Origin of the sequence: Psychromonas sp. MME2, assembly GCF_040566515.1 — a bacterium.
Lineage (GTDB): Bacteria > Pseudomonadota > Gammaproteobacteria > Enterobacterales > Psychromonadaceae > Psychromonas.
Genome location: NZ_JBEWXI010000002.1, coordinates 789,721 through 815,043, shown reverse-complemented (window position 1 = coordinate 815,043; position 25,323 = coordinate 789,721). Strand labels below are relative to the sequence as shown.

Below are 25,323 nucleotides of genomic sequence, written 5' to 3'. Positions count from 1 at the left end.
CCTAGATAAATTCCTAGGCAAGGCTTTCGAGGAACTCTATCGACAAAGGATAATCATAACTCGCTAATTTCATGCTTATACAAATGTACATCCTGTTGTGGGAATGGGATGGAAATATTTTCCTGATCAAAACGCTTCTTCACACTTTCTGTAATATCCCAGTAAACATTCCAGTAATCATCCGTTTTCACCCAAGGACGAACCACAAAATCGACTGAAGAGGTGTTTAATGTATGCAATTTAACCACCGCTGCTGGCGTATCCAGCACTTTTTCATGTTCAGTTAATATCTCTGTTAATACTTTTTTAGCTTTATCAATATCGTCTGAATAACCAATCCCAAACACCAGATCGATACGACGCACTTTCTCAACGGTAATATTATTAATCACATCTCCCCAAATTTTATTATTTGGAATAATTAAACGTTGATTATCAACAGTTTGAATTGTAGTAGAGACCAAGCTCATATTTTTCACTATGCCCTGAAACCCAGCGACTTTAACCATATCACCAACATCATAGGGACGATAAATTAAGATCATCAACCCAGAAGCGAAATTTGATAGCGTATCCTGTAATGCAAAACCGATGATTAACCCCGCGACACCGAAGCCAGTTAACAAGGGGGCCAATTCGATACCCAATTGCGATAAAGCCACCAGCAGGCCGATGAACATGATCATTTTAGATATAATCGAAGAGAAAAAGTCCTGCATCAAGACACTGATATCCATCTTCGAATGTACGATGCTTTTACGCACAATTTTTTTCAACGTTTTTGAAAATAAATGCGCGATATACAAGATAAAAACAAAAATAAATGATTTAACGACAATGGAAGGCGAATTATCAAAAAGCCACGCTTTAAAGTTAGTTACCCACTCATCAAAGATCCCTAATGCCACATCATAATCTAATACATCGGCATTGATATCCCCAGTGACAGAAAGCAGTAACTGCTTATATTCGGTACTATCAATATCCAACGCACCCATCAGCTCAACACTTTTACTTAAACTGACCACAAGCATACCAATACGCTCTCTATAACGAGCCATATCCAGGTGTAACTCTGCGGCGTCTTCCTGACTAACAAGTTTTAAGCGACGTTCGATGTACTCTTGTTGTGAACGGATATATAAAATAGTATTGGTTAAAAAATCAGCTCTTTTTACCAGCTCATCATGCATCATCTTTGCATCATCAACGACTTCCATTTTACGCAGATCAGCCCACTGCAAGGTCTGTGCGAGCTGCTGATAGTCAATGTCCATCGTATTACTACGTTTTTGTGCCTGCAGTATATATTCAAGCCGATCATCACCACTTACTTGACGGCTTTTTTTCATCAAATCCGTTAACTGATGATGCCCCTGCGATAATAACGCCTCTAGCAGCTTCAATTGCATCATAACAATCTTATTTAACTGTTGATCATGCAATTCAGTTTTAACTAGCGGGGCAATTTGCTCCCTAAAGGCACTGTTTTTGCGCCTTAACACATCCTCTAAAAATGATTTATCGGCATCATCTGCTCTTTCAATTTCGGCAAGCTGTAACGATAATGAAGATTGTGTTTCATAGAAGAGGTCAGAATCTTCTGCAAACAGCGAAAAGGAACAAAAAAAGAGGGTTAATATTAGGTAAAAGTGGCTATTTTTCATCGTCTTCCATCAACTATTAAGAATCGCATAGATAACAATTTTAGGCTAGATCGTAGAAAATGTGCAAACCATTTACAATTTATGAGGGGCATGACTGATTTTTATAAAGCGTAAAAAAGAGTGTGTGGTAATAAGAAGGTTATGCGGCTTAGAGCAATGAATAGCAAATTTATATACAACATAGGCGTGACCTATCACGCCTATGTTTAAAACAGTTATTACTCTGTGATGGCCTCTTTTCCTGGCGCTTTTTCCGTTTTCTCAACCTTCGGCATTAACGCTTCACGTATTCTCGTATCAAGTTCTTTAGCAATTTCCGGATTTTCTCGCAAATAATTACAGGCATTATTCTTACCTTGACCAATTTTAGTCCCATTATAAGCATACCAAGATCCTGATTTTTCGACAAAATCAAGTTTAACACCAAGGTCAACAAGTTCACCGGTATGATTAATACCCTCGCCATATAGAATTTGAAAATTAGCCTCTTTAAACGGTGGAGATACTTTATTCTTAACAACCTTAACGCGAGTTTCATTACCAGTTATTTCATCACCATCTTTAATTGCGCCAATACGACGAATATCTAAGCGCACCGAGGCATAAAATTTAAGTGCATTACCACCGGTTGTTGTTTCAGGGTTACCAAACATCACACCTATTTTCATACGAATCTGGTTGATAAAGATAACCAAGCAGTTTGTTTGCTTAATATTACCCGTTAATTTACGTAATGCTTGTGACATCAAACGAGCCTGTAGGCCCATGTGTGAATCACCCATATCCCCTTCTATTTCAGCTTTGGGTGTCAAAGCTGCAACGGAGTCAATAATCACCACGTTGACCGCGCCCGAACGGACTAACATGTCACAAATTTCGAGTGCTTGCTCGCCGGTATCTGGCTGAGAAATAAGTAAACTATCAGTATCGACACCTAATTTTTTAGCATAGATAGGGTCAAGTGCATGTTCCGCGTCAATAAAGGCACAGGTTTTACCCATTTTTTGCGCTTCGGCAATCACTTGTAATGTTAATGTAGTTTTACCTGAACTTTCTGGGCCATAAATTTCCACAACACGTCCAAATGGTAATCCGCCTATACCCAATGCGACATCTAAACCGAGTGAGCCAGTTGAAACAGATTCAATCTCCATCATTGCCGCTGAACCATCGCCTAAACGCATAATTGATCCTTTACCAAATTGCTTTTCAATCTGACCAAGTGCTGCAGCTAATGCTTTATCTTTGTTTGTATCCTGACTCATGTGTTCTCCAAATAAAATAGGTGCCTTACTGTATAACCAAACAGTATACTGTCCAACTATACAGTATCAAGTTTTTTTTGCATTTCTTTTAAATAATTTCGATCAGACCATGTAATGCAAGACGTATCGCCTGAACTCGTATATCGGAACGATCTCCGACAAACAGATAACTTGCCGTTTTGCTACCGGAATGAGCGTTATACCAAGAGATGCAGACAGTGCCAACCGGTTTTTCTAAACTACCACCATCAGGCCCTGCAATACCGCTAATAGCGACGGCTATATCGGCATCGGAATGTTGCACTGCACCGATAGCCATCTGCTCTACAACCTGTTCAGATACTGCGCCAACTTCATGGATCAAATCATAATCTACACCAAGCATCTCTGTTTTAGCTGCATTACTATAGGTAACAAAGCTGCGATCAAACCATAACGAACTTCCAGAAATTTCCGTAATAGCGTATGCTACGCCTCCACCGGTACAGGATTCAGCAGTGGCGACAACAAACCCTGCTTGGGTAAGTTTTTCACCTAATACTTGCGCAAGTTCTTGCACGGTTTTTTCAGTAAGCATAGTTTTTCTCCACCAATTAATTTTGATTAAGTGTATTCATTATGAAGCTAACGGCACAAGAGTTACAACAACATACCCCGATGATGCAACAATTTTTAACCATCAAAAGTGAAGTGCCCGACACTCTTCTATTTTATCGGATGGGCGACTTTTATGAACTTTTTTTTGATGATGCACGCAAGGCTTCACAACTATTAGGAATATCCCTAACACAACGTGGTAAAACAGGCGGTAACGCTATACCAATGGCAGGCGTTCCATATCATAGTGTAGAAGGTTATTTAGCAAAATTAATTGCCATGGGTGAATCAATTGCAATTTGTGAGCAAATAGGTGATCCAGCGACCTCTAAAGGACCCGTTGAGCGCAAAATTGTCCGCATTATCACCCCCGGCACAATCACCGATGAAGCGCTGCTTGATGACCGCCAAGACAATTTGTTATGTGCGGTTTACCAACATCAAGAAACCTTTGCCATCGCCTCTTTGGATATTGGCAGTGGACGCTTCATTATCAATCAATTTGAACAGCGAGAAACATTACAGGCTGAGTTACAACGACTGAACCCGGCAGAATTACTTTATCCTGAAAATTTTACCGAAATAGCATTAATTGACCATCTCACGACAATTCGCCGTCGTCCAGAATGGGAATTTGAATTAGCCACTAGCAAAAAAATATTAACACAACAATTTTCAACTAAAGATCTCATCGGTTTCGGCGTTGAAAAAGCGGAAGTCGCGCTATGCGCAGCAGGCGCATTACTCCAATATATCAAAGATACGCAACGCACCGCACTACCGCATATCCAGTCCATTAAACTTGAACAAAATATTGATAGTGTCATTTTAGATGCGGCAACACGTAAAAATTTAGAGTTAACGCAAAATCTTTCTGGTGGTTTTGATAATACCCTCGCTCAGGTACTTGATCAGACAGTAACTCCTATGGGTAGCCGTTTATTAAAACGTTGGATCCACCAGCCCATCCGTAACTTTAATACCTTGAATTATCGCCAAACGATGATTCAAACCTTAATTGATTTAGAGTTAACTGACGATTTAGCTGCACCATTAAAACAGATTGGGGATGTGGAACGCGTTATTGCACGCTTAGCACTGCGCACGGCACGCCCGCGTGATTTAACACGTTTACGCTGTGCCTTTGCATTACTACCAGAACTGCAACACTTAATCGCCGATATGCCCTCTGAATTGGTCGTGAAATTAAGTAAAGAGATGGGCACCTATCCAGAACTCTTAGAGCTATTAGAAAAAGCGATTATTGATAATCCTCCCGTTATCATTCGTGATGGCGGTGTTATCGCACAGGGCTATAATGCCGAACTAGATCAATGGCGTAACCTCGCAGAAGGGGCGACCGATTACCTGGAACAATTAGAAATAAGAGAGCGGCAAGCCACGGGTATTGCGACCTTAAAAGTCGGCTATAACCGCGTCCACGGTTATTATATTGAAACAAGTCGCGCACAATCGGATATCGTACCGATCCACTATGTGCGTCGACAAACCTTAAAAAATACCGAACGTTTTATTATTCCTGAGCTTAAAGAGCACGAAGATAAAGTCCTATCGAGCCAAGGTAAAGCACTCGCACTTGAGAAAAAACTCTACGAAGAGTTACTTGATCTACTTTTACCGCATCTACAAAAATTGCAATTCACTGCACAAGCATTAGCTGAATTAGATGTATTAAATAATCTTGCTGAACGTGCATTAACACTTAATTATGTTCGTCCATCCTTGCAAGCCGAAAACGGTATCTATATTGAAGAGGGACGCCACCCAGTGGTAGAGCAAGTCAGTAAAACCCCCTTTATTGCGAACCCTATTAGCCTTAATGAACAGCGTCGCATGCTTATCATAACGGGACCCAATATGGGGGGGAAATCGACCTATATGCGCCAAGTCGCGCTGATGGTATTGATGGCACACATCGGCAGTTACATCCCAGCCCAAAGTGCAAAAATTGGCCCAGTGGATAGAATATTTACCCGTATTGGAGCATCCGATGACCTTGCTAGCGGGCGATCAACTTTTATGGTTGAGATGACGGAAACCGCTAATATTCTTCATAATGCAACGAGCAATAGTTTAGTCTTAATGGATGAGATCGGGCGTGGTACCAGCACCTTTGATGGTTTATCACTGGCATGGGCATGTGCGGAACAGTTAGCCAAAAAGATCCAAGCCTATACACTTTTTGCAACCCACTACTTTGAACTAACCAAACTACCAGAGACCATTCCCGAGCTCGTTAATGTCCACCTGGATGCCGTAGAGCATGATGATAACATTGCCTTTTTACATGCTGTACAGGAAGGAGCGGCAAATAAAAGTTATGGTTTACAGGTTGCCTCATTAGCGGGCGTCCCGAAAGAGGTAGTCAACAATGCTAAACGTAAGCTGCAACAATTGGAGTTAGGTGCCCCCGTAATGGCAAACCATCCAGCCATACCAGAACAAACGGTTATGAACTTTACAGAGGCAGCAAAAAACCCTGTGTTAACAACGCTTGGAGAGATTGATCCCGATGAATTAACGCCGAAAAAAGCATTGGCATTAATCTATCAATTACGGGATATGCTGTAATGTTGCAAATGGGGGAGAGTCATATCTCCCCCAACGCATTAAAATGGTCAACGATTACAATACGTAACCCGATATGACTTTAGAAATTTCCAAAATGGATGTTTTGCCGGTAAATTCAAATTTCACCTTACCAATTGCAGAAAAATATATTTCTAATTCAGCATCAATGTCAAATGTTCCCGATGTTTCCACGGAATAAGCAACAATATTTTTGTAGGGTAAAGAGGTAAAATCTTTTTTACTGCCCGTTATTCCTTGTACATTAATCGCAATAATACGTTTACTGGTGAAGACCACCCCATCTCGCATCGATTTGTACGCATCAATGATTCGCTCATCTTCTAATAATAGCTCTTGTACCTTTTCAGCATATTCAGACTTTTGTTTTAATTTAAAAAAACCTTTATTGTCAAAATCAATCATGGCGTATCCTTTTTAATGAATGAGTAGAAGCTTATCAATATAAGCGCTTGGCATTTATAGCAACGACAGCAGATTAATACATTAACCATTTGCAATTAACCACTTAATAATTATTACATTATAATGAAGTGCAGTTTCGTCCCGATTTTTTAGAAAGATAAAGCATTTCATCAGCCTGTTTCATCGTGACATCAAAGTCATTTTTATTATCATGAATTGCAATACCGGCACTAATGGTAATCGAGAATTTTTTTTTCTTAGTAAAGCACACCATCCGAGAGACAGCCTTCCGCAGTCGTTCCATTGCATGAAAGGCCGATTCTTTGTTCTGATAAAAACCGACAATAACAAACTCTTCGCCCCCATATCTAATGCAGTAATCATCGGGCCTTGTCTTATTCGTTATCAATGCAGCCAAATTTTTTAAAACCCTATCGCCATAATCATGTCCATAGGCGTCATTAATCTGCTTAAAATGGTCAATATCAATGAAGGTTACAACAAGCTGTTGGTCGCTAAGACGTAACTGTTTTTTTAATATTCTAGGGAGCATTTCCGTCAGAAAGCGCTTGTTATATAATAGGGTTAGGCCGTCATGACAGGAGTTTTCCCTTAACTGTCTAATGTAATAATTAATAGCCAAAAATAGAATAACGACAAAAGCAATAAAAGCAGACAACAACCAAGCAGAGGCATTAAAAACAACACTTAATATATTGCCTTGCATTTCATCAAGATACTCCCCCGTCCCAACTACCCAATCCCACGGCTCAAAATAAGCAACATAGGAAATTTTTAAATAGTCGGTTTCCCCCCCGGTTTAGGCCAATAATAATTAACCCAGCCGCCGCCTTTTTTAGCCTCCGTTATAAATTGTTTGAAAATAAAGTTTCCTTTAATATCCGTCCGGTCTAGTTGATTAAGACCAACTAATTGAGGGGTATTAGGTTGCATTAATAGCACCCCTTCACCGCTATTTATCCAGATATATCCCATTTTACCAAAGCGAATATCGTGTAAAACATCCTTGGCATACTCCTTCGCGGTAAGGCTATCCAATTTTTCCTCTAACACCAAATCATAAAAAAATTGAATGGTCACAATGGCTGACTCTGCATTGCTTTTAGCCTGCTTCATTTTTTCTTTCTCAAGCGTAGCGATGAACAACTGGTAGAAGAATGCCAAAAAACTAGAAATCACAATCGCAATGACAATATTCATCATACACATTGTCATTGTTAGTAAATTAGATTTGAATGCGGTTTGAAAGCAACGCATAAATTTTCAACAGTCCCTAGGCAAATTGAACACGATTCTTGCCATTGCGTTTAGCTTGGTACAAAGCGCCATCAGCCCGTTTTAGTGTGTTTTCATGGGAGTTATCAAGAGATGAAATAGTGGCCCCCCCCATACTGACGGTCGCGTATTTTCCTGCAAAACTAAAATTTTTAAGTGCCGCATTAAAACGTTCATGTAATCGACTCGCAAATTGCATTGCCTCATGCAAGTCAAGATTAGGCAGAACAAGGACAAATTCATCACCTCCCAAACGATAAGCTATATCGTTTTTCCTTAACTGTGCACGGCAGGTATTAGCGATGGCAATAATCGCTTGATCGCCGACATGATGGCCATTGGTATCATTTATCTGCTTTAAATTATCTAGGTCGAAAATTAAAATAGAGGTAGGTCTTTTATAACGAATAAACTCTTCAAACTGCGATGTGAGGTCTTTTTCTAGCTTCCTGCGATTAAAAAGAGCGGTAAGCTGATCTTTATTGCTAAGCTCTCGCAGTTGCATTTCCAAGGCATGCCGCCTAGAAATATTACTGGCAACCCATAATACAACCTCTTCATCATTGATAAGGAAATCGAGCGCTTGGATACGTCCCTCGAACCAGACAACCTCACTCGGGCCTTCATCCGATAATCCTTTCACATCACGACTACTCAACTCGTATTCTGCGATTAACAATGCCCTGCTTCGCAAAGCTTCCGTAATTTTTTCAATAAACCAGTTGGCCTTTTCTGTTTTCACTAAGTCCGATATATAGGACCCCACCAAGCCAGTTCCATCATGGTAATAACGGGTATCTTTACCACCATACACAGCCAAATATTTACCACTACGTGATAATAAAAAGGCAGGATCAGGCAATGCGTCAAGTACTAAGGACATTTGCTCAGCACAAGGATGTCCATGACTTTTGCAATGAATCTGAGATTTTTTTAACTCCACCGAATTAATTCCCTTTATCTTTCCCAATATGATTGAGGCTCAACTCTTAAGAATAGTAAAATTTCCTAATAACGTGAAAATATATTGCCATTTTGCGCCCCTCCCCGCAATTTAAGTTAACTTAAATTTGATTAACGGTTGGGGTTACTATCATCGCATCTCTATGAGCCGCATTTTCGATGGCTAGACAGCATTTTCTATACCGAGTTTAATAAAAGCATCAATATATGGAATGTTTTTATCTTCCTTTTTAATTGCGGCATACAAGGTTTTAAAAATACCCACTTTACCTAAACGCATTTTTTTCACCTGATACTGCTGGCTGTAACTGTTTGCTAACCACTCAGGTAATACACACACGCCTCGTTGATGTTCAACCATTTGTAACATAATAGCTAAGGACTCGATCTGTTTATGCACCTTAGGTTCAATATTGGCAGGCCAAAGAAATAGATGAAAAATATCTAACCGCTCTCTATCGATGGGGAAAGTAATTAACGTTTCATTACTCAGTTGCTCGGGGTGAATGTACTCATTGTTAGCCAAAACATGGTCGATTGGCACAACGAGCACCTGACTTCATAGTCAAATAATCGCTGCAAATGCAGGTTTTTATTGTCGATAAAATCCGGAGTAATTAAGAGATCGACCTGATGGTTTAATAGTCCATTGACACCGGAAAATTGAAAGCGACGAATAATATCAATATCGATATTCGCCTGAGTTTGTAAAAACTGCGCCACGACTTGCGTTAACCATTCATGACAGGGATAACATTCTACACCGATGCGCAATAAGCCCTGCAGCCCTTCACCCATCGCTTTTAAAGTCATCTCAGTTTGCGTCAACGTCGGCATCACCTGTTGCGCTACTTTCAGTAACAATTCCCCAGCGGGGGTTAGGCGCAAACGCCGCCCATAACGCTGCCAAAGTTTTACATTTAACTTCTTTTCCAAATAGCGGATTTGATGAGACAAGGCCGACTGGGTTAAACATAAACTATCCGCAGCCTGTATCAATGTCCCTTTTTCATGCAATGCGACCATGATTTTTAAATGCGACGGCTCAATCATTATGAAATTTTCTCATTGTTTACGCGTAATTAATCATTATTTTTCATGAACAATAGTAAATACAATCCTTCATAACATCAATGACTATCTCAATTTACAGGATTAATGAATACTATGGCTAAAATACATCACCTCGGTTTTCCGCGCATTGGCAATAAACGCCAACTCAAATTTGCCCTCGAAAGTTTTTGGAGTGGCGACTCTAGTGAACAACAGCTACAAGCAACAGCAGCACAATTACGTCAACAAAATTGGCTCGACCAACAAGCCTTAGATTTGTGTTTGCATACCGTGGGAGACTTTTCTCTTTATGACCAAGTCCTCGATACCAGTTTCTTACTTGGCAATATCCCCGAACGGGCAAAACAAGATAACGACAGTCAGAATTTAGATACCTACTTCCGTGTCGCCCGTGGCCGCTCACAGAAAAAAAATTGCTGTTCGGCAATTCATCCACAATCGGGTGAAACACAAGCAGGTGAGATGACCAAATGGTTTAACACCAATTACCACTACATTGTTCCCGAATTTACGAGCGCGACACATTTTTCATTACACGCAGAAAAGTTGCTAGAACAAATTAGCGAACTACAACAAATTAATAACAATGTTAAGCCTGTGATCATTGGCCCCATCACCTACCTGTGGTTAGGCAAAGAGAAAGATAACAGTAATAAACTCGATTTACTGCCGCAACTTATTACTGTCTACGCCGAACTGTTAACGCTATTAGCAGAAAAAAATATCACTTGGGTACAAATTGATGAGCCGATTTTAGTATTAGAAATTGCAACGCAGTGGCAAGAGGCGCTAAAAACGGCTTATCAAGCACTCAGTGAAAGTAAGGTGAAGCTATTACTCACCACCTATTTTGCAGAGCTAAAGGATAATCTTCCACTTGCCTGTGAACTCCCCGTTGCAGGTTTACATATTGACGCTATCAATGCAGAAAATGAGATTGCAGATGCGATTCATTATCTAGGCAAAGATAAAATATTATCCTTAGGTGTTATCAATGGCTGTAACATTTGGAAAACAGATCTCAATAAACTTTATGCCACGCTCGCACCGATTCATGAACAATTGCAGGATCGCCTATGGCTTGCCCCAAGCTCGTCATTACTACACGTTCCCGTTGATCTCAACAGTGAACAAGAACTGGATTATGAAATAAAATCATGGCTTGCTTTTGCAGTACAAAAATTACAAGAGCTTAATCTTATTGGGCGCGCCTTAAACCTCGGTTTGGACGAAGTTAAAACCGCCTTTGAGTACAATAAACTCTGTATTGATAGTCGCCACAACAGCCCCCGTGTACATAACTTTGAGGTGCAGAAACAGCTCGCCAATATCACACCAGAGTTGGGTAAACGCAAACAGAGTATTGCGCAACGCGAGCCATTACAACAAGCCTATTTAAACCTACCCCGCTACCCGACCACCACCATAGGTTCATTCCCTCAGACCAATGAAATTCGCGGATTACGCAAAGCGAAACGTTTAGGTGATATTAATGAAACCCAGTATAAAAATAGCATTAAAAAAACCATCGCTTTTTGTATCGATGCACAAAATAAACTTGGCCTAGATGTACTAGTACATGGTGAAGCAGAGCGTAATGATATGGTTGAATATTTTGGTGAATTGCTCGAGGGTTTCGTCTTTACACAATTTGCTTGGGTACAATCCTACGGATCTCGTTGTGTTAAACCACCGATTCTATTTGGCGATGTATCTCGCCCACAGGCAATGACCGTAGAATGGGCAAGTTACGCGCAATCTCTCACAGAAAAAAAAGTAAAAGGGATGTTAACAGGCCCGGTGACTATTCTAAACTGGTCCTTTGTACGTGACGATCAACCGCTACAACAGACCTGTAATCAAATAGCCCTAGCGATTCGCGAAGAGGTTTTAGATTTAGAAAAAGCGGGCATTGATATCATCCAAATTGATGAAGCCGCATTGCGTGAAAAATTACCGCTACACCGTTCACAATGGCAGCAATATTTAGCATGGGCAATCGAAGCCTTCCGCATCAGTGCGAATGGCGTGAAAGATAAAACGCAAATACATACACACATGTGTTATTCCGAATTTAACGATATTATGCAAGCCATTGCGGATATGGATGCCGATGTGATCACCATCGAAACATCGCGCTCAGACATGCAATTGTTAGATGTGTTTGAAGAGTTTAATTACCCGAACGGCATTGGCCCAGGTGTTTACGATATTCACTCGCCGAACATTCCCAATGTCGACCAGATAGTCTCTCTGATGGAAAAAGCGGCAGAGCGTATTCCTACACAACAACTTTGGGTAAATCCAGACTGCGGTTTAAAAACCAGACGTTGGGAAGAGGTGATCCCCGCCTTAGAAAATATGGTTAGGGCCGCGCAGCAATTACGCGCAAGTTAATCGTTACATGTAAAATAATTGATAGCAGCAACGAGCTGCTATCATTGTTCATAACAATATTAGTAACTACAGCACTAGCGGCGCTAAATCTGCGGGGCGATAATAAACCGACTTAAGTACCTTGCCTTGGCGAACAATTTTACCCTGTAACTCGACATCTTTCGCGCACTTCGCAATGACAAAATCCCCTTTAATGCTATCGATTAACTCAACGCCCTGCTTGGCATAAAAAGCCTGCGTTTCTTGATACTCTTGCTGATCACGACAAACCTTACTCATATTACTGGCATGCACCTCATCCCAACAGGGAATGAAATCGATCTCTCTCTGTTTCGCCACATTTAATAACAGCTCAATCAAGTAACTAATGGCAATATTATCTTCTACTTTTTTCGCACCAAGATGTACTAATCGCCCCATTAAAACATAAACACTATCGACAATCGCATCGGCCTGTTCAACTTTACAATCCGCTTCCGCTAGCTCAGTCAGCTCTTCGATGATTAACGAGGTATGTAAAGTATCGGCTTGCGCATCCAACGAAGTGGGATCATTACAGGGCAGGTCAAAGGTTGCTCGAAACTGTGAAATATCACTATAGAGGTGATCAAAAATGGGTTGTGTAAGTTGACATAATTTCATGGCGAGTAACCTATCAAAAAGGGGCGATAATATACAATAAAGGCGAAATAATAAAATAATCCGACAAAGAAGTCGGAAATTCAACTAACACAATTTATAATGGCTCAATCACACAGGGAGAGATGAGTGCGTAAATTTCAACTAACACAAGAAGATAAACTATCACTTAAGTTCAACCATCAAATGAGCAAGGGTGAACAACGCCGTATTGATGTTTACTTCTCTCTACCGAAAGAGATGGGCATCAATAGAAAAACCTTATCGGAAGAAGATTATTATAACGCAGGGATAAAAAGCCGTCGCGCTTATTTCACCGATGGCCTGCATTTACCCCTGTTACATACCCGTTTTGCAACACGTATGAATCGCAGCGCCCTAGAATATCAATCCAACTTAAATCAGTTTGCCTATCAATATATTACCGCCCTCGATACAGATATCAATGAAACCATGAATATTGATGATGGTGAACACTTAGCAGATTATTACCATGCCGCGATTGATATGGCCGAACACTGCTTAACCATTTTAAATAAAAATCGCACCAATATGCCCAGTAACCCCAAACTGTTACCGCTTTTCGCCAATGTTGATAACTATCTATCTTGGTATACTGAACAGAGCATTTTAGGGATGTTGGCAAACAGACCACGGCACAGCGAATTCAGTGATAGCCGCACAGCACTGCTTAACATCTGTAACCAAGAAAATAAATATCGAGCAGAAAAAGCCTATAACTCCACAGCGACGATCAACGATGCTAACCGTATTGCCAATAAAATGCGTCTTTTACGCCGCTTAATTGAGTACGCGGTTATTTTTAAAAGTGAAAGCCAAAACTTGGCAACATTACGCGAAAATTTGTAACGGGTATCGCAACGGCTATCATTATGGCGATCGTCTTAGTACTCATCATAAAAACGCAAGGTGCACTTAGTAATATCACCTCTTTAATGATTTTCGTGCTATCCGTTATTTACGGTGTGCGTGAAGTCTTTAAGGAAGATTTTAAAAAAATACTGTGGGATTGGATACGTAAAGGAAAACCGAAATGGGCGCGCACCGTCATAGACTCCCTCAGCAAATCAGAAATTGCTTGGCAAAGAATTTGGTTGGATTACACCAAGGCAGAGAAGCTGCCAATTCAAGCACAGGAGTTATTAGCGAAACGCCATACGCAAAATAAACAGAGTGCCGAACTATTACACTATCGCATTGAAACAAAAGTCAGTAAAGCTAAATTCCAAGCGGGATATGACACCTTAGATGAAACAATTATTTTTAGTTTACGCCATTTTTCTCGCTATTTAGAGCGAGGAAGAGGCAAAGTTTACGAACAAATCGACCCCAGCTCTAACCGCGAAAAAATTCAAAGCACCGTGATTGAACGTCGCTATCAAATCAATATCGTAATCGCACTTAATCAAGATAGTTACTTTGAACAATTTGAACGTTATCGCCTGACCATGAATCGTACGGGGATCATTTCATTGGAAAGTGCGGGCGAATCAGAATCCCCTGATGGTAAACAACAGGAACGTTACTCGACCCTAAAAAATCTTTTACATTTAAAACGTCGCCCCAAAATTAACGTACATAGCTATGAGGAAGATGAAAATTAAAGTTGTTGTCAAGGTGACAACCTCGACAACAACATTTTAGGGCACACCAATAGCGAGTTACTCTGCCACTAACACCTCATTACGGTAAAAACCTTGCCCGTTTATGCCCAATGTCTTGGCTAAAAATGGCAACGATTCCTGCATCTCTTTTTGCAATGTCCAAGGTGGATTAATCACAATCATCCCACTGGATGTCATCCCTTTTTCATTAGAATCGGCTTCAATCGCCAACTCAAAGAGTTGTATGTTGCGAATACCTGAATTTTTTAAGGCGCGCTCCATTTTGTTGATCACACTGCGATTAACCACGGGATACCAAAGCGCATAAGTACCAGTGGCAAAGCGACGCACCGCCTCAACCAAGGTCTCAACGACTTGCTCATATTCGCTTTTAATTTCATAGGAGGGATCAATTAAGATAAAACCTCGGCGCTCTTTGGGCGGCATATTCGCGATTAATCCTTCTAGACCATCCTTTTTAGCCATTTTTATCTGTCGTTGCCCAGAAAAATTTTCACGCATATTAGTAAATTCATTAGGATGTAGTTCAAATAAAAACAGACGATCTTGATCGCGTAACATCTGCCAAGCGATACTTGGAGAACCAGGGTAGTGCTTTAATTCACTATCGGCATTAAACTCAACAACCTGTTGCATATAATTGGCAACGGCTGCAGGTAAATCATTGCGCCCCCATAATGGAAAAATCCCGTTGTTATACTCTTTGGTTTTTAATGCTTCCTGAGAGTGCAATGAATATGCGCCACACCCAGAATGGGTATCTAAATAACAAAGTGGCTTATCCTTTTTCAGCATATAATCCAAAATAGAGACGGCAACCGTGTGTTTTAACACATCGGCAAAATTTCCTGCATGAAAAGAGTGACGATAGCTCAGCACTGAATACTCCAAAAATGAATAGTAAGATAGGGGCAGTATAAAGAATATTATCGACTATTGCGCTAAAAAAGGAGGCCCCAAAAGCGTATCTGCATGTTATTATCCTGCTTCGTAATAATTAGCCTCAACATGGAAGACGAATGCAAGCGGATGCTTTAACCCCGATCGAAAAACGAACGGCCCTCTCTCTCTCTCTCGTTTTTGCCCTACGTATGCTTGGCCTATTCATGATCATGCCTGTTTTTGCTATTTACGGGCAACATCTCATAGGCTACTCGCCAATATGGGTGGGTATTGCCATCGGAGCATATGGGTTAACCCAAGCCTTACTGCAAATTCCGGCGGGCATTCTCTCTGACAAATTTGGTCGTCGACCGATTATTTTTGCAGGATTACTTCTTTTTGCCTTGGGCAGTTTAGTTGCCGCCTATTCGGAAAGTGTTTACGGAGTCACCGCTGGTCGAGCATTACAAGGGGCGGGGGCAATAGCCAGTGCTATTTTAGCGCTCGCGGCCGATGCGACCCGAGGAACAACGATCCAAAGCAATGGGTATGATAGGTATCAGCATTGGCCTTGCCTTTACACTCGCCATGGTTGCAGGCCCCATTTTAGCGCCGTTAATTGGTCTACACGGCCTATTTTTAATTACCGCAGCAGGCGCATTAAGCGGTATTGCTATTGTCCACTTTTTAGTCCCTCACGTTATTAGCAGAGCGCCTCGAGGAGAGACAATTGCGGTACCAGCACTGCTCGGACAGTTAATTAAAAACAGTCAGCTACAACGACTCAATATAGGCATTTTTATATTACACCTTGCGCTTACAGCGATGTTTGTGGTGTTACCATTGAAATTACAAAATATGCACTTAAGCTCAGCAGAGCATTGGCATATCTACCTCCCTGCTTTGTTACTCTCATTTATATTAATTATTCCGATGCTCATTATTGCGGCACGAAAAAATATGAATAAGCAGTTTTATCTATTCGCCATCGTCCTAATGGCAGCGAGCTTTATTGCTATTGCATTCACATCGCATTCAATAGCAACGATGTTTATTGCTATTTTACTCTATTTTACCGCCTTTAATTTTTTAGAAGCTTCACTACCCGCGTTTATCTCCATGCTTGCTCCTGCAGGTGCAAAAGGCAGTGCAATGGGGATCTACAGCACGTATCAGTTTCTTGGTGCATTTTTCGGTGGCATTGTGGGTGGGTTATCCTATAAACTAGTTGGCAGCAGTGGCTTGTTTTTATGTTTGGCTGGATTGCTTTTGTTGTGGTTTTTAATCTCATGGAAAATACATAACCCAAGTAAAATTCGCACCCATAGCTGCACAGCAAAGATCAAAGATGAGCAACACGCAACCCTTTTAACGGATCAATTGCTACTTCTTGATGGCGTCTTAGAGGTCGTTGTCATTATCGAAGAGCAAACAGTTTATATCAAAGTAAACAACCAAGTCTTTGCACTAGCCAAAGCGAAAGAAATTTTAGGCAATCAATAATGATGATTGTTAACTAATCATTAACATCAAGAATCAAGCGGAGCAAAAAGATGTTTAACCGTAGTGTAAACAAAGTGGTATTAGTCGGTAACCTAGGTAAAGATCCAGAAATGCGTTATATGCCTAATGGTAATGCCGTCGCAAACTTAACACTTGCCACCACTGAAAGTTGGAAAGATAAGCAAACAGGCGATCGTCAAGAAAAAACAGAATGGCACCGTTTAACTGTCTTTAATCGCCTTGGTGAAATGTGCGGCGAATACTTGAAAAAAGGGGCGAAAATTTACGTAGAGGGTAAATTACAAACGCGTAAATGGCAGGGGCAAGATGGCCAAGACAGATACACAACTGAAATTGTTGTAGATGAGATCCAGATGATGGATTCACGCAATCCAGCATCAGGACAAGCACCATACCAAGCGAATAATGCCCAAGCAAATAATCAAGCGCCACAACAAAGCTGGGGTAACGCTCCACAGCAAGCAGCAGCTCCACAAATGGCGCCTGCTTACCGTCAACCTCAACAAGCAGCACCACAGCAAGCGGCACCCGCTTACCAGCAGCCAGCACCGCAACAACGTCAGCCAGCTAGCCAAGCGCCACAGCAAGCACCCGCACCTTATAACGAGCCTTCAATGGATTTCGATGATGATATTCCGTTCTAGGAATGCATAAATAAAAATTGATTTACATTACAAATGGTCTGTTTTTACAGGCCATTTTTTTACACAACAAAATATACCGGAGCGACTACGGGTTAAAATTCCCATGACGAAGCATGCCGACTTCCCTCTTTTATGTTATAAAAGATAATTAGCGATAAACCACAACCCAAAGTGCCCAAAAAATGATGAATAGTAAACCGACACACAAATCTCGCCCGATGGTTGACCTTCTTGTCAGCATTGTTATCCCGTCACTGATACTGATGAAATTAAGCAGTGAAGCGTTTCTCGGTGCGACAGGCGCTTTGATTGCAGCACTTGCCTTTCCAATTAGCTGGGGTATTTTTGAATTAATCAAATACAAAAAATTTAATTTTATTGCTTTATTAGGATTAATCAGCGTATTACTCACTGGCGGCATCGGTTTGCTGGAATTAGACAACAAATGGTTAGCGATTAAAGAAGCCGCTATTCCGGCGCTGATCGGGATCGCAGTATTGGCATCTACTTTTACACCTTACCCTTTAATCAAAACATTGCTCTTCAATCCCGACGTCATGGATGTAGAAAAAATACAAAAACGGTTAGCAGACCACAACTGTACTGCTACATTTGAAAAACGTTTATTAAAAGCGACTTATATGGTGGCAGGATCTTTTGTATTTTCCGCCACCATGAATTACATACTTGCTAAATGGCTAGTCACAAGCCCAGCTGAACCAAGAGTTTAATCAACAGTTAGGGCAGATGACCTTATATAGTTATCCGATGATTGCGCTACCATCAATGATAATGCTATTGGGTGTGTTTTATTACTTGTGGCGATCGATTAATGGCTTAACGGGTCTTAAACTAGAAGAAGTGATGATCACCAAAAAATAATTGCCTTCAATCGGCACAAAAAACCACAGGATTGATTCTGTGGTTTTTTCGCTAAATCTATATCGGCATAATTTTATACCGTTAATTGACTAATTCACTACTGGTTATCGCCTCTTCCTTATTATTAGCCAACGCTTCTTGTACTAAATTATGATTACCATTGAGTAAATCAGCAAGCGATCCCGTTTCACCATTCACCAACCCTAATTCACGTAACATAGCATCAACCAATGGTGCGTTAGCACGGTAGTTTAACGCGGCGCTAGTGATTTGTTCCGCCATGCCTGACGTGGAGTTAACCATCGCCCCACCCGCTGAGCTAGCGGCACTGCCACCGTAACCTTGTAATATTTTAATACCCTCTATGTTTTCTAGTGGTTTAACTGCATTAGCGACAATTTCAGGCAATACTTTCAAGATGGCGAGTGATTTTTGCAAGGCAACTTGCTCATCACTACGTGTATTTTCTGCTTCATATAAAGCGAGCTTACCCGTCGCTTCGACGGCATAAACTTTTTCGTCTGCATCAGCCTGTAATTTTTTCGCATCAGCCGATGCTCTCGCTTCAATTAATACAGCTTCAGATCTATCTTGTGCAGCGCGCTTATCAGCTTCAGCTTGGACGGTGACACTGACAGCCTCTCTTTCAGCTTCTTTTTTAGCATCAATGACTTCAATCTCTTTACTACGATTAGCTTGCGCGACCTCTTTGGCAGTAATAACCGCTTCTTCTTTTTCTACTTTTCCTTTTTCAGCTTCCGCAGCCTTTGCCCGCGCAGCAGATTCAACTTCTGATTTTTCAGCGATAGCAATACGTTTATCTTGTTCAGACACTTCGATATCTTGTTCTTGTTGAATACGTGATTGCTCTAACGTTTTATGTTTCTCAATTTCATGCATTTCAATCTGCTTAGCTTTTTCAATTTCAGCTAATTGAATAGTACGCTGTTTAGAAATCTCAGCTTGACGCTCTTCCTGTTGGTTTAACTCACGCTGCTTAATAATTTCCGCTTTTTGTTGAGAGCGCTTAAATTCAAGAATTTGCTCTTGAGCTAATTGCGCTTCCTGCTGCTCCTGTTGAATAGTTAGAGATTGTTTTTCCGCTTGCAGATTTCGTTGCTCAATTAAGATTCGATTTTCTTGCTGAATATCATTGGTCTCTTTACGTTTTTGCTCAATAATATTGGTTAAACGCGCACGACCTTCGGCATCAAAAGCATTATTTTCATTGAAAAATTGCAGTTCAGTTTGGTCAAACCCCGTTAATGAGACCGACTCTAATTCCAAACCATTCTTCTCTAAGTCATTCATCACGCTGTGCTGTACTTTTTGCACAAATTCCGCGCGTTGCTCGTGCATTTCAATCATGCTCATCTCCGCTGCAACGGCACGTAATACGTCCACAAACTTGGATTCCATCAATGCTTTTAGCTCTGCAACTCGCATTGTTCTGGTACCTAATGTTTGCGCAGCCATAGAAATCCCCTCGGAATGAGGAGCTACACGAAGATAAAAGTCCGCTTTGACGTCGACACGCATACGATCTTTTGTGATTAATGCATCTTTTTGTATTTTGCTCACTTCAATTCGTAAGGTATTCATATTCACAGGAATCGTTTCATGCAAAATAGGTAAAACAATCGCGCCACCATCTTTTACCACTTTTTCACCGCCCATCCCGGTACGCACAAAAGCAATTTCTTTGGTCGCTCTTTTATATAATTTTGCAAAGATAAGACCGATAGTAATCAATGCGATTAAGGCGATCCCTGTCATCAGTAAAATAAATTGCATGTTTTGTCCAAATAGTTGTTCCATTAATCACCCTTTAATATGTAAATAAAAAATATACGTAAATAATTAGCTTTTAAACTTAATTGCTAACCAGCTGTTTTTTTGTTTTTCAATGAGCACAACCTCAGTTCCTTGTTCAAATACTTGTAATTCATCCTCTGGTTCAACTAATACATAGTGCTTTTGATTATATTTATCACGCAATACGGCCTCAGCGGCATTGCCCTTTGATGCCTTTCCGATGGTGATGGTTGCTAACTTGCCAGAAAAACTACTTGAGGAAGAGGCGGAACTCTCATTATTGGGAATAATCGCAGCGATATGTTTAGCTAAAAAACGCGTTAAGAGTATCCCAACACAATACTTACAGGAACAGTAAGTAATAGCGGCAGTACAATCAAATAGTTAAGTGTCACGCCGACCATACCAAAGCTACATAAAAACAATAATAACCAAACTAATAGAGGTAGTTGATGAAGAAATAACCAGCCTAATATTGCACTTAAACCACCAGTAGGTAATTCACTATCAATATTAAAATCAATAGAAAATAGCTCATCGATAAAAGCAGCAATGCTTAAACCAATTAACAAGCCAATACCTTCAAGACAAGCAATACCAATAACTAGCGCCAGCGCGAAGGAATAGGGTAAATTAAAATCGGCAAGAAAGAATGTTAGCAAGTTCAGCTCCTTAACTATTTGAGTATATTAATATCTCTAATTGAGGAGGCATTTAATATAACGATAAAATAAAAAATCATACAATAACAAATAAACACGACATAATCCGCTCATTTCATCACATTAATTTGACAAAATAAAAGAACAATAAAACATAACGACAATTTGTTCAATATGTTTATTTATCAAATACTTTTATATTAATTATTGAAAATTAAAAATCACACAGATAACAAAAACAAATCTAAAAGACAAAAAACATGCTTTCACATATACTATTAAAAAATAAAACCAATAGATAACTTTGACTATAGATAAACTTTCATAAATTATAGGAAATCCAATGAACGTATTGCGCCGAAGAGTACTATCCAACCATTTTTTTTTATTAATAGCCGCAGCACTTTTTTGTTGTAGCCAAATTGTACACGCTGAAGAAAACGCCTTTGCACGAATAAAAAGTTCAGGAAAAATAATCGTAGGTATGTCAGGCGAACAACCCCCCTTTAATTTTGTCACCAATGAAAATAATATTATCGGTTATGATGTCGAATTAGCCGATCTATTAGCAAGCGCAATACCCGCACAAGTAGAAATAGCACTAATGCCCTTTGCAGAGTTAATCAAGGCATTAGAGGATAATAAAATTGATGTTATTATCTCAGGATTCTCCTTTTCTAAAGAACGTAGCGCCAAAAGTACCCTTATAGGCCCCTATGCAATTACTGGAAAATCGTTATTGGTCACTAAAGATAACTTGCAGCGCATAAGAAATTCAACGGGCTTCAATGATAAAAACGTACGTATCCTTGCCATGAAAAAATCGACTAGCTTAGCGCTTGCCAAGGAGCGCCTTCCCGATGCACAGATTGATACTGTCGACCATTATGAAGATGCGATACTTGCTTTACACGCCAATAAAGCCGATGCATTAATGACTGACTTAACGATTTGTAATTTGGCGGTATTACGAGACACTACATCCAAACTTACGCATTTAGAAAAGCCGCTTGCGATTGAAGAGATTGTTATCGCGGTCAATAGAGAAGAGATACAATTACAGAGCAAATTAAGGGAGAAATTGATCACCCTAACCAGTAATGGTGAGCTGCAGAAGCTCCAAGAAAGATGGTTTAAAAATCCCGGGTGGTTAGAGTATTTACCGTAAGTGATGTTAATGCCATTACTCCTATTCCCTCATTAAGTAGCCATATAAACAAAAAAGCCCCTACAAAATCAATGCAGGGGCTTTTATCTCAACTTAAAATAGCACCTTAGCTTTACGCTAACTCTCTATATTTTGCTTTATAGAAAATAGCATACAGCACGGGAATGATGATCAAAGTTAAAATCGTTGCAAATCCGAGTCCCGCCATAATTGCAATCGACATATTAACAAAAAACACATCAGCCAATAGCGGAATAAGCCCCAAAATGGTTGTCGAGGCGGCCATCATCACGGGGCGCATACGCGCAACGGAAGACTCCACAATCGCTTGAAACAGCTCTTTTCCCTGCTCCTTTTGCAAATCAATCTCTTCAATCAATACAATCGCATTTTTAATCAATAAACCGACCAAGCTTAACGCACCAAGTAAAGCCATAAAGTCAAATGCACCACCTGTTATTAATAAGCCTGCAGTAATACCAATGACAGCCATTGGCACCACTAACCAAATTATCAGCGGTTGACGAATACGACCAAATAATAAAATCGTGGCAATAATCATTAACAGGAAACCACCCGGCAATGCAGAGAAAAGAGGCCCAGATGCTTCTCGACCATCTTCATATTCCCCACCCCATTCAAGGGTATACCCTGGCGGTAAATCGATAGCTTCTATTTGAGGTCGTAAACGATTAAATAATGGTGAAGCTAACTCGCCAATGGGATTACAGGAAGCAATAATGGTATGAGCCCGGTTTCTATTGCGCACAATATTATTTTCCCATACTGTTTCAAAACCAGAGACAACCTGTCCAACCGGTACGGTTTGTTGCAATATGTGGCTATAAACCTGAATATCATTTAGCTTGGCAACATCATCTCGCTCATTTTCTGGCGACCGTAAGACGATATCCAGTAGACGGTTACCATCTCTGAAAATCCCAACACTATTGCCCACAGAAGATTGCTTTAACGCCGCCGTTAATTCTGTTCTGGTGATCCCTAACTGTCTGCCAACTTGTTCATTGAAAACTGGACGAATCACTTTAACAGGCTGACGCCAGTCATCACGAATATCCTTCGCTTCACTATCGGTAAACATAATATCTTGTGCTTTATCGGAAAGCTCTCGCAGCACTTTTTGATCTGGCCCAGAAAAACGCGCTTCAATTTTTGAATCGCGTCCGGGGCCTATCCGTAGGTTTTTAATCTTCGGTTCGGTATTAGGTAACTCGACACGCATAAATTCATCGACTTTCTCCTGAATAGCTGCAATTTTCGAGCAATCTTCCGTTTTTACTATAATTTGTGCATAGGCCGCTGTTTGCGACTCAGGGGCATATACCAAAGTAAAACGAAGTGATCCACCACCAATAACCGTGGAGGTTGAGACAACCCCTTCCTGTTGTAATATAAATTGTTCAACTTTTAAGGTATCTTCACGGGTTTTTTTAATGTCTGTACCTTCAACTTCCCAAATATCGACAAAAAACATCGGTGTATTTGAATCAGGAAAAAAGCCCTGTTTCACATAACCAAATCCGATAATCGCAACAATAAATAGCGTCACAACTAGCGAGACACTTACCCAGCGGAAGCGTAATGCAACTAAAAGCAGTTTTTTATAAGCTTGGAATAAAAATCCAGCGTAGGGATCAACCTCTTTAGCACCTTCTACTTTTTTATCTGGCTTAATAAACAGGGCGCAGAGCAAGGGAGTGGTCGTTACAGCAGTCAGCCAAGATAAACTTAAAGAGATTAAAATAACCCAGAATAAGCTACCCGCAAACTCCCCGACCGAACTGACAGAAAAACCAATTCCAGAAAAGGCAACAATACCAATAACAGTACCACCTAATAATGGCCACATAGTCTGCTCTACGGTTTCGCTGGCCGCCTTAGTGGCATTCATTCCTGATTTTATTCGCACCAACATACCTTCAGCAACCACAATAGCGTTGTCAACGAGCATTCCCAAGGCAATAATCAATGCCCCTAGGGAAATACGCTGCAACTCCATATCTGCCATTTCCATTATCCAAATAGTGCCAGCAACGGTAATCAAAAGTACCGCACCAATGATTAAACCGACACGAACTCCCATAAAGAATAATAAAACAACCACTACAATAAGCAGCGCCTGTAGCACACTAATGACAAAACCATTTACCGAATTCTCAACCTCTGAAGGCTGATCGTAAATCGCCTCTATTTGCATCCCCATCGGTGTAACTGATTGGAGTTCTTTAAGGCGCTGATCAATGCGCTGACCAACGGCAACCACATTCGTACCCGATTGCATTGACAAACCAAGGGCGAGTGCAGGCTTACCGTTACGGTAATAAAGCAGTTTCGGCTCATCATTGTAACTACGTTCTATGGTTGCGATATCTTTTAAACGAATTAATTGTCGCCCATCACCAGAGATAAGCACCTCACCAATTCCCTGCACCGAATCAAATTCGCCGGTTGGGTGGATACGAATATAATCATCTTTAACACGCAAGTTACCCGCGGGGGACGCTACATTTTGAGACGTTAAAACGTTAGCAATTTCCTGAGGGTTCAGTCCCAATTCAGCCAGTTTAGTGCGTGATAAAAAGATATTAACTTGTTCGTGTTGCTCTCCAGCAATCACCACCTTACGAACACCATCCACCAACACTAACTCTTTTTTAAGTAGGTCAGCAAAATCTTTTAGGTCTCGGTAGCTATACCCTTCACCAGTTAACGCAATAAATAACCCATAAACATCAGCAAAATCGTCATAGACAATCGGTTTCATAGCCCCAGGAGGAAGCTTAGACTGCATGTCGGTGATTTTACGACGCACCTCATCATAAATACCGGGCATATCCTCGGGTTTATATTTATCTTGAAATTGGATAGATACCTCGGAATAACCGGGTCTATTCACGGTCATTTTTAACCGTTTTAATTGCTCTAGTTGCTGCAAGGCATCTTCAACATGGAAGGTCACTTCTGATTCAACTTCATTTGCGGTGGCGCCCGGATAGAGGGTTATCACCTTTGCTTCTTTAATGGTATAAGCGGGATCTTCTAGCTTACCAATTTTTTCATAGGCGGTGATCCCTCCACCAACTAAAATAAGGACCACCAACCAAGTGACCACTTTATTTACGACTGAGTACTCTGCAATATTCATTTCATTCCTGCCTTTGATGGC

Annotated in this window: 20 protein-coding genes and 2 pseudogenes; 8 read left to right on the top strand and 14 right to left on the bottom strand. The window is 40.6% G+C overall.

Annotated elements, in window-relative coordinates; translation table 11 throughout:
• Positions 1-53: 53 nt before the first annotated feature.
• The 3 genes from AB1A03_RS04065 to AB1A03_RS04055 form a co-directional block, all read right to left on the bottom strand.
• Positions 54-1,667 (bottom strand): mechanosensitive ion channel family protein, encoded by a 1,614-nt coding sequence (locus AB1A03_RS04065; RefSeq protein WP_354623291.1) that lies wholly within the window; start codon positions 1,665-1,667, stop codon positions 54-56.
• Positions 1,668-1,885: 218 nt separating this feature from the next.
• On the bottom strand, positions 1,886-2,932 hold the full coding sequence (gene recA / locus AB1A03_RS04060) for a recombinase RecA (RefSeq protein WP_354623290.1): 1,047 nt from the start codon (positions 2,930-2,932) through the stop codon (positions 1,886-1,888).
• A gap of 88 nt (positions 2,933-3,020) precedes the next feature.
• Complete coding sequence (locus tag AB1A03_RS04055) at positions 3,021-3,509, bottom strand: CinA family protein (RefSeq protein ID WP_354623289.1); 489 nt, start codon at positions 3,507-3,509, stop codon at positions 3,021-3,023.
• A 41-nt stretch (positions 3,510-3,550) separates the two neighbouring features.
• Between AB1A03_RS04055 and mutS the strand changes: the two genes are divergently transcribed.
• Positions 3,551-6,121, top strand: a complete 2,571-nt coding sequence (gene mutS / locus AB1A03_RS04050; protein WP_354623288.1) for a DNA mismatch repair protein MutS — start codon at positions 3,551-3,553, stop codon at positions 6,119-6,121.
• Between the two features lie 54 nt (positions 6,122-6,175).
• Here the strand turns inward: mutS and AB1A03_RS04045 are convergent, their stop codons facing one another.
• The 5 genes and pseudogenes from AB1A03_RS04045 to AB1A03_RS04020 all read right to left on the bottom strand — a co-directional run bounded on the left by AB1A03_RS04045 (position 6,176) and on the right by AB1A03_RS04020 (position 9,856).
• A complete protein-coding gene (locus tag AB1A03_RS04045) occupies positions 6,176-6,544 on the bottom strand; it encodes a PH domain-containing protein (protein ID WP_354623287.1) in 369 nt (122 codons plus the stop codon).
• Positions 6,545-6,662: 118 nt separating this feature from the next.
• Positions 6,663-7,639: pseudogene (locus AB1A03_RS17310) on the bottom strand (diguanylate cyclase).
• A gap of 199 nt (positions 7,640-7,838) precedes the next feature.
• Positions 7,839-8,723, bottom strand: a complete 885-nt coding sequence (locus tag AB1A03_RS04030; protein WP_354623477.1) for a GGDEF domain-containing protein — start codon at positions 8,721-8,723, stop codon at positions 7,839-7,841.
• Positions 8,724-8,966: 243 nt separating this feature from the next.
• On the bottom strand, positions 8,967-9,347 hold the full coding sequence (locus tag AB1A03_RS04025) for a LysR substrate-binding domain-containing protein (RefSeq protein ID WP_354623285.1): 381 nt from the start codon (positions 9,345-9,347) through the stop codon (positions 8,967-8,969).
• Positions 9,293-9,856 carry a LysR family transcriptional regulator gene (locus AB1A03_RS04020; RefSeq protein ID WP_354623284.1) on the bottom strand — a complete coding sequence of 188 codons (564 nt, stop codon included), beginning with the start codon at positions 9,854-9,856 and terminating at the stop codon, positions 9,293-9,295. Before AB1A03_RS04020 ends, AB1A03_RS04025 begins: the two co-directional genes overlap by 55 nt.
• Before the next feature lie 114 nt (positions 9,857-9,970).
• Between AB1A03_RS04020 and metE the strand changes: the two genes are divergently transcribed.
• On the top strand, positions 9,971-12,274 hold the full coding sequence (metE, locus tag AB1A03_RS04015) for a 5-methyltetrahydropteroyltriglutamate--homocysteine S-methyltransferase (protein ID WP_354623283.1): 2,304 nt from the start codon (positions 9,971-9,973) through the stop codon (positions 12,272-12,274).
• Between the two features lie 66 nt (positions 12,275-12,340).
• On the opposite strand, the gene AB1A03_RS04010 is transcribed toward metE, so the two are convergent.
• Positions 12,341-12,916: a nucleoside triphosphate pyrophosphohydrolase family protein gene (locus AB1A03_RS04010; RefSeq protein ID WP_354623282.1), complete on the bottom strand. Its 576-nt coding sequence runs from the start codon at positions 12,914-12,916 to the stop codon at positions 12,341-12,343.
• 126 nt (positions 12,917-13,042) lie between these two features.
• On the opposite strand from AB1A03_RS04010, the gene AB1A03_RS04005 reads away from it, so the two are divergent.
• Both AB1A03_RS04005 and AB1A03_RS04000 read left to right on the top strand, forming a co-directional pair.
• Positions 13,043-13,783, top strand: coding sequence for a hypothetical protein (locus AB1A03_RS04005; RefSeq protein ID WP_354623281.1), 741 nt, complete (start codon positions 13,043-13,045; stop codon positions 13,781-13,783).
• 23 nt (positions 13,784-13,806) lie between these two features.
• On the top strand, positions 13,807-14,538 hold the full coding sequence (locus AB1A03_RS04000) for a hypothetical protein (RefSeq protein ID WP_354623280.1): 732 nt from the start codon (positions 13,807-13,809) through the stop codon (positions 14,536-14,538).
• Between the two features lie 57 nt (positions 14,539-14,595).
• On the opposite strand, the gene AB1A03_RS03995 is transcribed toward AB1A03_RS04000, so the two are convergent.
• Positions 14,596-15,438 carry a 23S rRNA (adenine(2030)-N(6))-methyltransferase RlmJ gene (locus tag AB1A03_RS03995; protein ID WP_354623279.1) on the bottom strand — a complete coding sequence of 281 codons (843 nt, stop codon included), beginning with the start codon at positions 15,436-15,438 and terminating at the stop codon, positions 14,596-14,598.
• A 140-nt stretch (positions 15,439-15,578) separates the two neighbouring features.
• Between AB1A03_RS03995 and AB1A03_RS03990 the strand changes: the two are divergent.
• The 3 genes and pseudogenes from AB1A03_RS03990 to AB1A03_RS03980 all read left to right on the top strand — a co-directional run bounded on the left by AB1A03_RS03990 (position 15,579) and on the right by AB1A03_RS03980 (position 18,340).
• A pseudogene (locus AB1A03_RS03990) lies at positions 15,579-16,944 on the top strand (MFS transporter).
• A gap of 50 nt (positions 16,945-16,994) precedes the next feature.
• Positions 16,995-17,609, top strand: coding sequence for a single-stranded DNA-binding protein (ssb, locus tag AB1A03_RS03985; RefSeq protein WP_354623278.1), 615 nt, complete (start codon positions 16,995-16,997; stop codon positions 17,607-17,609).
• 182 nt (positions 17,610-17,791) lie between these two features.
• Positions 17,792-18,340 (top strand): VC0807 family protein, encoded by a 549-nt coding sequence (locus tag AB1A03_RS03980; protein WP_354623277.1) that lies wholly within the window; start codon positions 17,792-17,794, stop codon positions 18,338-18,340.
• A 232-nt stretch (positions 18,341-18,572) separates the two neighbouring features.
• Here the strand turns inward: AB1A03_RS03980 and AB1A03_RS03975 are convergent, their stop codons facing one another.
• Genes AB1A03_RS03975 through AB1A03_RS03965 form a run of 3 tightly spaced genes read right to left on the bottom strand, consistent with a single transcriptional unit; the run spans position 18,573 to position 20,968 of the window.
• Positions 18,573-20,309: a flotillin family protein gene (locus AB1A03_RS03975; protein ID WP_354623276.1), complete on the bottom strand. Its 1,737-nt coding sequence runs from the start codon at positions 20,307-20,309 to the stop codon at positions 18,573-18,575.
• A 42-nt stretch (positions 20,310-20,351) separates the two neighbouring features.
• On the bottom strand, positions 20,352-20,594 hold the full coding sequence (locus AB1A03_RS03970) for an OB-fold-containig protein (protein ID WP_354623476.1): 243 nt from the start codon (positions 20,592-20,594) through the stop codon (positions 20,352-20,354).
• A 32-nt stretch (positions 20,595-20,626) separates the two neighbouring features.
• Positions 20,627-20,968: a hypothetical protein gene (locus AB1A03_RS03965; RefSeq protein WP_354623275.1), complete on the bottom strand. Its 342-nt coding sequence runs from the start codon at positions 20,966-20,968 to the stop codon at positions 20,627-20,629.
• A 343-nt stretch (positions 20,969-21,311) separates the two neighbouring features.
• On the opposite strand from AB1A03_RS03965, the gene AB1A03_RS03960 reads away from it, so the two are divergent.
• Positions 21,312-22,136 (top strand): substrate-binding periplasmic protein, encoded by an 825-nt coding sequence (locus tag AB1A03_RS03960; RefSeq protein ID WP_354623274.1) that lies wholly within the window; start codon positions 21,312-21,314, stop codon positions 22,134-22,136.
• Between the two features lie 112 nt (positions 22,137-22,248).
• Here the strand turns inward: AB1A03_RS03960 and AB1A03_RS03955 are convergent, their stop codons facing one another.
• On the bottom strand, positions 22,249-25,302 hold the full coding sequence (locus AB1A03_RS03955; protein WP_354623273.1) for an efflux RND transporter permease subunit: 3,054 nt from the start codon (positions 25,300-25,302) through the stop codon (positions 22,249-22,251).
• Positions 25,303-25,323 lie beyond the last annotated feature (21 nt).